Source organism: Pontimonas sp. (genome assembly GCF_031581085.1).
In the GTDB taxonomy this organism is placed as follows: Bacteria; Actinomycetota; Actinomycetes; order Actinomycetales; family Microbacteriaceae; genus Pontimonas.
The window spans coordinates 1-2,157 of sequence record NZ_JAVLBO010000054.1; the positions used below are offsets into that span (position 1 = coordinate 1).

Annotated in this window: 3 protein-coding genes; 1 reads left to right on the top strand and 2 read right to left on the bottom strand. The window is 57.9% G+C overall.

Annotated features, from left to right (window positions below; genetic code table 11):
- Positions 1–578: hypothetical protein (locus tag RI518_RS07750; RefSeq protein ID WP_310689805.1), on the top strand; the 578-nt coding region annotated here is incomplete at its 5' end.
- Positions 579–754: 176 nt separating this feature from the next.
- On the opposite strand, the gene rplL is transcribed toward RI518_RS07750, so the two are convergent.
- Together rplL and rplJ are read right to left on the bottom strand one after the other, a co-directional pair.
- On the bottom strand, positions 755–1,144 hold the full coding sequence (gene rplL / locus RI518_RS07755) for a 50S ribosomal protein L7/L12 (RefSeq protein WP_310689806.1): 390 nt from the start codon (positions 1,142–1,144) through the stop codon (positions 755–757).
- Between the two features lie 36 nt (positions 1,145–1,180).
- Positions 1,181–1,699 carry a 50S ribosomal protein L10 gene (gene rplJ / locus RI518_RS07760; RefSeq protein ID WP_310689807.1) on the bottom strand — a complete coding sequence of 173 codons (519 nt, stop codon included), beginning with the start codon at positions 1,697–1,699 and terminating at the stop codon, positions 1,181–1,183.
- Between the last annotated feature and the right edge of the window lie 458 nt (positions 1,700–2,157).

The following is a 2,157-nucleotide window of genomic DNA, read 5'->3' on the forward strand; positions in this document are numbered from 1 at the left end:
GCAACTACTTCCACCCCAAAGCGGGTAGGCAAAGTCGCGATAGCGACCGCCTGGACGCACTCACCCGACCCGATCGGACCAGGCTGCTCAACACCCTGCGCTTTAGAGAATCTATTCTGAAAAGCGCAGCCAAGGTCCGCCCTTCCAGTGATTACCTGGGCGTGCATCTGCGTGGCACAGATCGACGAAAGGAGGCAGCGTCTCCTCAGCGCCTCATTCGCACCGCACTGGCCACTGGTCGCCGCAAAGGTGTGAAAGAGGTCTTTATCTGCTCTGACGACGCAGAGCTTCGCTCCTTAGCTGCCAAAAAGCTAGAAAAAGCTGGGTTCGAGGTGTTCTTTGACCCATTCCCGCCAGCCCGAAGAGACGTCGAAGGCGAACAACAAGCGGCGGCTGATTTCGTTAACCTTATGAACGCCAGCATCCTCGTGGGGCCTCACGCGTCAACCTTCTCCACAGAAGCAGCCCTAGGAGGCCCGCCGTCCACTAGCAGGCTACTGAAGCGTCGCAGTACCGGCTCATCTCGGCTTGACCGAATCTTGCGTAAGCGAATCGGGGAGTCTTCCGGGATTTGGTAGTTCCCAACCCTTGGGGAAATCAGGCCGATACACCTTTGCCGTTTCTTGGCCGAAGTTGAGCCGAGTCCCATCCCGTTCCGCTGGGCGCGCAGGACGAGTTGAAAGACGGGCCTTTAAACCATGAAGCCCGGGTGAAATGGCTGTGCCATCCCTCCCGGGCTTCATTCGAAAAAGAACTACTTAAGCGTGACGGTTCCGCCAGCAGATTCGATCTGCTCTTTGGCTTTCTCAGCGGTCTCTTTGTTGGCGCCTTCCAGAACTGCACTGGGGGCTCCATCAACGAGTGCTTTCGCTTCACCCAGGCCGAGGCTGGTGAGCGCACGAACCTCTTTGATGACCTGGATTTTCTTGTCGCCAGCGGCTTCGAGAACGACGTCGAACGAGTCCTGCTCTTCGGCGACTTCCCCGCCACCGTCGCCGGCTGCCGGGGCAGCTGCTGCGGCAGCGACCGGAGCGGCTGCGGTCACTTCGAAGACCTCTTCGAACTTCTTGACGAATTCGCTCAGTTCAATGAGCGAGAGTTCCTTGAACGCCTCAATGAGGTCGTCGGTGGACATTTTGGCCATGATTTCTCCTTGTGTTGTAGGTAGGGGTTCGGGTGCTTACGCGCCCTGAGATTCTTTTTTCTGACGCAACTGGTCGATTGCCCGAACGGCGGATGCCTGGGGGGCAGTAAACAGATACGCGGCAGCAAACAGCGAAGCCTTGACGGCACCGGCGAGTTTGCCAAGCAGCACCTCGCGGGATTCGAGCTTCGCGAATGCGTCGACTTCTTCAGCACTCAGTGGTGCACCTTCGAAGTAGCCGCCCTTAATGACCAGGGCGGGGTGGTCTTTAGCGAAGTTGCGCAGAGCTTTGGCTGCGTTCACGGGATCCCCGTGAACAAAAGTCAAAGCGGATGGGCCAACGAGGAGGTCATCGAGAACGTCGATGCCCGCTTCTTTGGCCGCAATCTTTGTCAGCGTGTTCTTCACCACGGCATAGCTGGCATCGGCACGCAGAGTACTGCGGAGTTCTTTCAACTCCTGGACACTCAGTCCCCGATAGTCAGTCAGCCACACCGCAGCAGATTCACGAAAATTCGTCGTGAGCTCTGCGACCGTTGCTTCCTTTGTCGCCATGGGTCTCCTTGGTTGTTGTTGTCACCGCAGACCACCAGGCATAAAAAATGCTCCGAGCGCATGCGCACGGAGCATTAAATGTTCTCGTTACGCCTACGCGGGCCGAGGGCTTTCACCCTGTGCTTCGGTGGTTTGTGACTTCTCACGCCCCACGACCGGCGGTCTTTGGCTGTTCTAAATCTATCGGGAGCGGGAACACAACACCAAATCGCGCCAAATATGACAAAACCCTTTCCCATTTGCTGGCCTGCAGCCAGGGGCCAACCGCGCTGCACTGGAGCCTTGGGCCAAAAACGCTACGGGGCGGACACGGCAAGGCGCATGGACAAGCTCCTGAAGCGACCCCTACCGTGACACCCGGGCTTCACGAACCAGCCCGAGAGCCACGGTCAAATGGTGAAGTTAGACCTGGCTGACGTCCAAAGGAATACCGGGCCCAAAGGTGGTCGACATGGCAG